8 protein-coding genes are annotated in these 7735 nt (G+C 54.2%); all 8 read right to left on the reverse strand.

The genetic code is table 11. The features are described from left to right. Positions 1-167: 167 nt before the first annotated feature. The 8 genes from licT to J5224_RS22780 all read right to left on the reverse strand — a co-directional run bounded on the left by licT (position 168) and on the right by J5224_RS22780 (position 7617). Complete coding sequence (licT, locus tag J5224_RS22745; RefSeq protein ID WP_264627521.1) at positions 168-995, reverse strand: BglG family transcription antiterminator LicT; 828 nt, start codon at positions 993-995, stop codon at positions 168-170. Positions 996-1239: 244 nt separating this feature from the next. Then, the gene (locus tag J5224_RS22750; RefSeq protein WP_264627522.1) at positions 1240-1884 is read right to left on the reverse strand and encodes an MOSC domain-containing protein; all 645 of its coding nucleotides are present in this window, start codon (positions 1882-1884) and stop codon (positions 1240-1242) included. Positions 1885-1954: 70 nt separating this feature from the next. Next, complete coding sequence (locus J5224_RS22755) at positions 1955-3931, reverse strand: TonB-dependent receptor plug domain-containing protein (protein ID WP_264627523.1); 1977 nt, start codon at positions 3929-3931, stop codon at positions 1955-1957. Positions 3932-3954: 23 nt separating this feature from the next. Beyond that, positions 3955-4812: a ModD protein gene (gene modD, locus J5224_RS22760; protein ID WP_264627524.1), complete on the reverse strand. Its 858-nt coding sequence runs from the start codon at positions 4810-4812 to the stop codon at positions 3955-3957. Next, positions 4809-5621: a class I SAM-dependent methyltransferase gene (locus J5224_RS22765; protein WP_264627525.1), complete on the reverse strand. Its 813-nt coding sequence runs from the start codon at positions 5619-5621 to the stop codon at positions 4809-4811. Before J5224_RS22765 ends, modD begins: the two co-directional genes overlap by 4 nt. A 12-nt stretch (positions 5622-5633) precedes the next feature. Further along, on the reverse strand, positions 5634-6389 hold the full coding sequence (locus J5224_RS22770; RefSeq protein ID WP_264627528.1) for an ABC transporter ATP-binding protein: 756 nt from the start codon (positions 6387-6389) through the stop codon (positions 5634-5636). Further along, positions 6389-7372, reverse strand: coding sequence for a FecCD family ABC transporter permease (locus J5224_RS22775; protein WP_264627526.1), 984 nt, complete (start codon positions 7370-7372; stop codon positions 6389-6391). Before J5224_RS22775 ends, J5224_RS22770 begins: the two co-directional genes overlap by 1 nt. Beyond that, positions 7369-7617, reverse strand: a complete 249-nt coding sequence (locus J5224_RS22780) for a hypothetical protein (protein ID WP_264627527.1) — start codon at positions 7615-7617, stop codon at positions 7369-7371. The genes J5224_RS22775 and J5224_RS22780 overlap by 4 nt, the downstream gene beginning before the upstream one ends. Positions 7618-7735 lie beyond the last annotated feature (118 nt).

The following is a 7735-nucleotide window of genomic DNA, read 5'->3' on the forward strand; positions in this document are numbered from 1 at the left end:
CAACGTTCTTTTCACCGCCAATAAGCTCAAGTATTTCCCCGGCAAGTAAACGAAAATTACTCATGGGCTGACCTCGATAATAGTCATCGTCGTATTTTTATCACAGAATGAATAAGCGACTGTTTAAGCGCTCGTAGTAAAATTCACATGAGAATCGTCTTTAGAATTTATTTCCTCACATGTTCAATGTGTATAGAAAGAAACATCATTTCGTCATCAGTTAGCGAACGACCATAATCATGGCTAATAAATTTATTCACGCGTTTGGCACATTCATAGGAGGCGGAATATTTTAACGCCACAACGTCATGCAATGAGCTGTCATCGCTGGTGACATACGTATTACTCAGCAGCCGATGCGCAAAAAACTTCAGATGAGTAACAAATCGCTGAAAATTGATTGAGTCTTCTTCGTATTCGATTTTGAAATGGTATTTAACAATATTCAAAATATCCTGAATCACTTTCGACACGGCTTTTATATCCGGCATAGCGCCGTCTTTCTGCGAGTTCAACAGATGCAGGGCAATAAATCCGGCCTCGTCTTCAGGCAACGCCACGTGGAGCTGAGCATTAATTTCAGCAATCGCCCACTGACCGATAATAAACTCATTACGATAAAGGCGCTTGATATCCCACAACAGCATGTTTTCGACATAAGCACCCTGCCGGGTTCTTTCGATAGCAAAACTCAAGTGATCGAGCAAAGAGGCATAAACGCTTTTGTGAATTTTTCTATCGAGTTTGCTGGTCGCCTGCTTAACGATATCCAGAACAATATTAAAAAGCGCATCAGGAACATCCTTAAACGCCTCGCTGGTTTTATCGAGACTGTTCTCTTCATCGAGTCGAAATATTTTTTGAATACAGGCCTCATCGACCAGGTCATCGGCTTTTTTGTTAAAACCAACACCTTTTCCAATAACAACGCACTCCTTGCCGCTAAAATCGCGCGCAACGATGACATTGTTATTCAGAACCCGCTGTATTCTCATATGCCATCCAAAAAAAAAGGCAAAACATAAAAGAGTTTGTTATCTCTTTTAGGTTTTGCCTGTTATTCAAACAGTAACAATCCATGCCTGAGAATACACCATAACCCAGTAGAGCTTGCAAGCAGGGGATGTTTGATTTTCGTTTTATTGTGATGATTATCACGCATTAATAAAACGTTCACAACGCCCCACAGTCAGCATAAAACGTGGCAATAAAAACATCCTTGTCTCAGTGTCTTCACTCTCAACGTGGGTCGAGCAGTGCCAACCGATCCCGAATCTGCTCGCGCCAGGTGTTCGACAAGGTATCAATCTGATAAACCGCTTCCAGCGCCTCACGGCTGGCGGCCAGATCGAAAATGATGTCCTGCACGCGACTCAGCGACCATTGGCCGTAAGGGCGCTCCAGCAGCTCAAACCTGGCCCCCGCGTAAACTTCGCCCTCTTGCAACACGCGATAGAACCAGCCGTTGCGGGATTGCGCGTGCATCAATGCCGGTGCGGCATCATCGTCCAGTCGTCCCGCCATGGTATTACAGGCAATACGTCCCCAAGATACCTGAAGCAGCGCCGTTCCCACTTTGAAGATATCACCGGGGCACACGCTCTGTTCAGTCATCCCCTGCGTAGAAAAGTTTTCACCAAAAATGCCCGGTGCATCGAATAGCGCAGCGCGATCGGGGTATTTATCGCGCCAGAATGCATAGTGTTCCCACGCATAGTGTAATAGCGCACAGTCCGGATCCGGGTAGTAGGTTTTATCCCCCTGCTCGGTTTCCAGACCGTGAGAATGAATCCAAGCCCGCTCGGTAAACACTTTCTTGTCATGAGGGGTCGTTGTTGGTTTCGCATTGCACAAAATACGAGATAGCGTTGCCGTGTGTTCCATAAAGCCTCCACGTTCCATAAGACCTCCACGCTCAATGCAGGTGCTCCCCAGCCCACCGGGGAGCAGTCAATCAGAATTTATAGGCAATTCCCGCCCAGAAATTGCGCCCTTGCTCAATGAACCCTTCGTTATAGGCATACTCGGTATCGAACAGGTTATTGACCGAGGCATTGACGCTAACGCCACGGCCCACGTCGTAATCGGCACGCAGGTTGGTCACGGTGAAGCCAGAAGCGCGCTGTTTCGCGTCAGAGGTGTTGTAAGCAGATGAGCGCGCCTCCTGCGACAGGGTGAAGCTTACCGGTTCCCAAGGTTTGAAGGTCATCCATGCCACCAGCGTGTGCGTTGGCAAATCGGTCACCTTACCCACTTCATCCTGTTTCACATTAGCATGAATCAGGCCATAGCTCAGGCCAAGGTCCAGCATCTCCGTTATGCGCCCTTTGACACCGAGATCCAGACCGGTGTAGTCCACACGCCCACTGTTACGGTTTTGCAGGGTATTGGCATCAATGGTGTGCCCCAGAATCGCATCATTGACCCGGTTGTAATAAACGCTGACATCATAGCCCCAGTCGCGGGTAAAGGTGCCGTTCCAGGTCACATCAACCGTTTGCGCCCGTTCCGGGTTCAAGTGTGGATTCACCAGCACCGTCTGGCCGTTATAGGCCGGTTTCGAGGTGGTGTAGCGCTCTTTTAGCGTAGGAAAACGTGTACGATCCGAGAAAGAGAGCGACAGCGTATCGTCATTGGCGAAGTGATATTTGGTCATCAACTGCCAGTTAAAGGCGTTCTGGCTGTTGTTGGCATAATGGGTAATATCGCCGCTTTTCTCGTGTTTCATGCCCTGGCGACTGTCGCGCCAGTCATAGCTGATACCTGCAACCACATCGAGATTATCGGCTGCGGCCCACTGGTATTCGCTCGCCAAAGACCAGGTGCGATCTTTGTAGCGATCAAACGGGGCATCGGCAGCGCCCCGCTCCCGATGCACATCGTCCTTCCAGTTCACCGCAAACGAGAGCAAATCACTGGTGCGTACATCGGCAGCAAGTTGCAACCCGGCTCCGTTAGTGAAATCGGCGTAATGGCTGTAGTTTCCTTTACGGTTCTTCAGGTCGGCCAGTGATTGATACATCATCAATGTATTTTCGAAAGTATCGCGATAAAGACGACTCTTCAGGGTGTAACGATCGCCAAGCTGCGTAGTGCCCTGATAGTAATAACTCTCTTTGTCATACTGCGGCCAGTGCCAGTAGCGTGATTGCTGCTTTGGATTTGTGCCCGTATAGGGCGGGTTCTCTTTACTGCCATCCTGATTGATATAGGTAAACACGTATTCGTCATTTTCGCGTGGGGTAAAGCCCACTTTGACGATCCCACGTTTATCATCCGCCGCAGAGTTGATCATCTTACCGTTCTGACCGGCGACAGGGTTGTCTACGCTGCGCGGCAGGCCGAGGAAATCCTGTTTTACCCGGCTACCGCTGAGCTGGATGTAGCCGGTGTCATTACTGGCACCCAGTGATGCCTGGGTATCGAAGGCGTTGGTTTTGCTGCGGCTCCAGCCCTGACGATATCCCACGCTGGCTTCCAGCGGTTTGGTGGGTTTTTTGCTAGTAATATTGATGGCACCACCCATCTGGTTCGGGCCTTGCAGCAACGACGAATAGCCTTTGGACACTTCAAGCGACGCAAGATCTGAGGTGAGGAAACGCCCTAAATCCAGATTGCCGTCATAAGGAACATAGACCGGTACGCCGTCAAAATAGACCGGCACCTGGCGACTATCAAAGCCACGCACTTTGACCTGCTGCTCGTTACGTCCGCCCGATTTTTGCAATACCACGCCGGGCACCACGCTTAGCGCCTGCGCCACATTGCGTTTGTCCAGCTTTTGTATGGTTTCCTGATTAAGCACCGTGGTGGTAGCCGCAGGCACCGGGCTCGACCACACGGTCATGGTGTCGCTTTCCAGCCCAGCAACAGCGTTATGCGCGAAAGCAAGCGATAGCGCGGTGTAAAGATAATTCCTCTTGAATCCCATTGTTATTATGTCCTTTTTTATTTTCACTGATGCGGCGAGTCTGGCTCCAGACGCACCTTGATATCCGCTGGCGGCGCGTAATAGGGCGCCGAGGTCACAAACAGCGTAATGCCACAATCGAGATAATTCGGCAGGGTGGCGAGCGTGATACCGCCGGTTAGCGCCAGCGTGCAGGCAGGCGCGAGTGAGGGAGCGAGGCGGGCAATATTCGCCGCCTGCGCAGGGGTAAACTTGTCGAGTTGAATGCAATCAGGCGCCGCAAGAAGCGCGGCTAACGCCTCGTCCGGCGTATCCGCTTCCACCACTATTTTTCTTTCCGGTGCATGGCGGCGCAGTTGGTTGACCATGGCAGGCCAATCATTGGCGTTAGGGAGAAAGCGACGGTGATTGGCAAACAGCAGGATGGTTTCACTGCAACCGGCGCGATGAATCAATCCACCCGCAGCCTGCACCGCCTGCGTAGCGAGCAGCTTGGTGCCGGGGATCATTTTGCGCGTGCAGGCGATATGCCCATCAGGATGGCGCTGGCGCAGCAGTTCCAACATGCGCGCCAGATAACCAGACACGCCACAGCTCCATTCCAGTACATTCTGTACCGCTTTCCATCCCTGATGCAGCGCCGCCGCTGAGCCGCAGGCACACAGCAAGGGCTGCCCGGCAACCACGGGCTCGCCATCACTCACCGAGGCCGTCACACTCACCCCGAGTGACGTGAGCATCTGTCGCGCAGCGGCAATCCCACTGACACAACCGCCCTGCCGATGAAAGAAGGTGATATGCCCCGGCTGTGCGCCAATACCGAGCGACTGGGTCGTCAGATCGCCCCCCTGAATATCTTCAAGCAACCAGGCGTCGGTGAGTGATTGCGGAAGGAAAATCATGATGTTGCTCCGAGCGGCACACTGTCCCAATAGATCAGCGCCCAGTCACGGCTTGGTGGCGCAATCGTGCTGGCATCCTGCTGCTGATACCAACGATACAGCCGCTCACGCTCCTCATCGCTGAGGGTGCCGAAGCTCCATTTCACGTTTTCTTCGAAGCGTGCATACGTGCTGTTATCCTGCTGGCAGTTGGGGCCACGGATAAAATCGACTTGTGCATAAATCCCCATTTGATACAGCACATTCAGGGCATAGATATAGTTAGGCAGTTCCACCACCTCGCGCCCTAACGCCCGCTGAATCACCGGCGACATAAACGAGGTGCTGACCAGATGTGTGGTATACACACGCAGCCGTGCCTGTCGATTCAACTTCGCCATGGCCTGTCGCATATCGGCTACCAGCGTCGAGCGAGATGCCACCGCGATATCACACACCGGCAGTTCGTCCCAGTCCTCTTCCCAGGCCCGGCGCACCCAGTTCACGTTATCCGCACCTTGCTGCCGCGCGCGGCGGGCCGCCACCTCCAGCATGCCCGGGCTGTAATCCACGCCGTACGCCGTCTTCACGTTACTCGCCAACGCCAACGCCACGGTGCCCGGACCACACCCCATATCAAACAGCGACTGCGCGCCGCGCAAATCTATCTTCGCCACCAGTTGTTGCAGATAGCTGTCTTGGGGCGAAGCACAGTTCTCAGCCATCTTCTCCGCCCGTTTATCCCAGTGATCGGGCGTTTTTTCGGTACGATGCGCCAGCGCCAATTGCTGGCGGTAGAGGTCTGCAAAATCAATGTCATCAATCAGCATTGCTATCCCTTATCAATGAGTGCCATACAAATGGCGGTGAATCTGCGCAGGGGTTACCCGGTATAACGCGGCGAGCCTGTCGGTGTGTAATTGCTCTGCGGGAGCGCCTTGCGTTACCTGACCGTCGGGCTCCACCATCACCACGCTGTCGGCAATCGCGCGGGCATGAAGAGGATGGTGCGTCGACATCAGTAACGTCATCCCTTGCTGTTTCAGCATCACCAACGTTTCCAACAGATCGATTTGGTGACCAAAATCCAAACTGGAAGCCGGTTCATCCAGCAGTAACACGCGTGGCTTTTGCGCTAAAGCGCGGGCAATCAGCACCAGTTGCCGTTCACCGCCGCTCAGCAGGTTCCAGCGCCGCTCGGCCAAATGGGCAATCCCCAGCACCGTGAGCTGCTGCAAGGCGGCGTCTCGTTCTTGCTGACCCGGCACGGCAAACGTACTCATGTGCGGCGTCATCCCCATCAACACCATATCGAGCACGCTAAAAGCGAACGCGCCCTCATGTGCCTGCGGCACCCAGGCCATCACGCTGGCGCGCTGCGCGTCTGAATAACGGCGCAAGGAGGTGCCAGCCAGCACAATGTCGCCAGAAAGCAGCGGCAACACGCCAAGAATGGCGCGCATTAACGTGGTTTTCCCGCAGCCATTGGCGCCCAGCAAACAGCAGGCGCTGCCCGCTGGCAGGGAAAACGCCACATCGCGCAATACCGCGCGGTGGGCATAACCCACCGTGGCCTGCCGCACCTCGAGCAACGACATCATCGGCCTCCTCGCAGCAACAACAGCAGGAAGAACGGCGCGCCGATAAACGCGGTCAGAATACCGAGCGGGATTTCAGTGGCGCTCAGCGCACGCGCCAGCGTATCGGTCAGCAGCAGCAAAATGGCACCGATGCTCATGGCAACCGGCAACAAACGCTGGTGATTGTTTCCCGTCAGCAAGCGGCCAATATGCGGCACCACCAGCCCAACCCAACCGATAACGCCCGCGACAGCTACCGCGCTGGCTGTCATCAGCGTGGCGCAGACAATCAGCCCCATGCGCAAACGTGTGACATTAATCCCCAGCGCGCGCGCTTCATCGTCTGCCAGCGTCAGCAGGTTCATGCGCCAGCGCAGCAGCAACAACGGCAGCATGCCCAACAGGATGATCGGTGCACACAGATCAAGATCGGCGCGCGTCACCGTGGAGAGTCCACCGAGCAGCCAGAAGGTAATGGAGGGCAACTGGGTATAAGGATCGGCGAGGGTTTTGATCAGCGAGATCCCCGCGCCGCACACCGTTCCCAGCGCAATGCCGACCAGCACTAACGTCAACACCGGATCGTGCCGCGTCACCTGTCGGGTGATCAGCCAAACCCCAGCCACCACCAGCAATCCACCGGCAAATGCCAGTAACTGGATCAACAACAGCGGTAAGCCCAACCAAATCGCGACGCAGGCACCGAGGCCCGCCCCCGCGGCAACGCCGAGAATATCGGGTGAGACTAACGGATTACGAAACATCCCCTGATAGGTGGTACCGGCCCCTGCCAGCGCAGCGCCAATCAGCAACGCCGCCACAATGCGCGGCAGGCGGATCTGCCAGAATACGATCTGATCTTGCGGCAACAGGCTGTCAGGGCTGAAAAGCAGCCCGATCACCTGATGAAGGCTCAACGGATACGCGCCGGAAAAAATCGCCAGCGCGATACACAACAGCGCCAGCGTGCTTAACAGCGTAAACAGAGTTGCCGTTCTCATTGCGCGTTTACGATACGGTTAAACTGCGCCTCGCTCAGCGGTGCATGCCAGAACAACGAGGCAAAGCGCATCATGTCGGCTTCAAATGAACGCGCCACGTCCGCGCTGATCACGCGCTGAATATGTTGCGGTGCCGGTATGCTTCCCACCGTAAATGTCAGCGCCTCGGCGGAAAAAGTGGGCCACCCACGCAATAACCCTGTGGCAACCATCGCCTGAAGTAAGCGTCGTCGTGTCACTGGCATAACATCATCCTGAATACGCAATATTTCGTTATATATTTACACACATAACGAAATGTTCGTTGCTCCATGTCAACATTTGCTAACTCAGGTAATCATTCACCGCGTAACTTTTCAGATT

The organism is Candidatus Symbiopectobacterium sp. NZEC135, assembly GCF_025962695.1.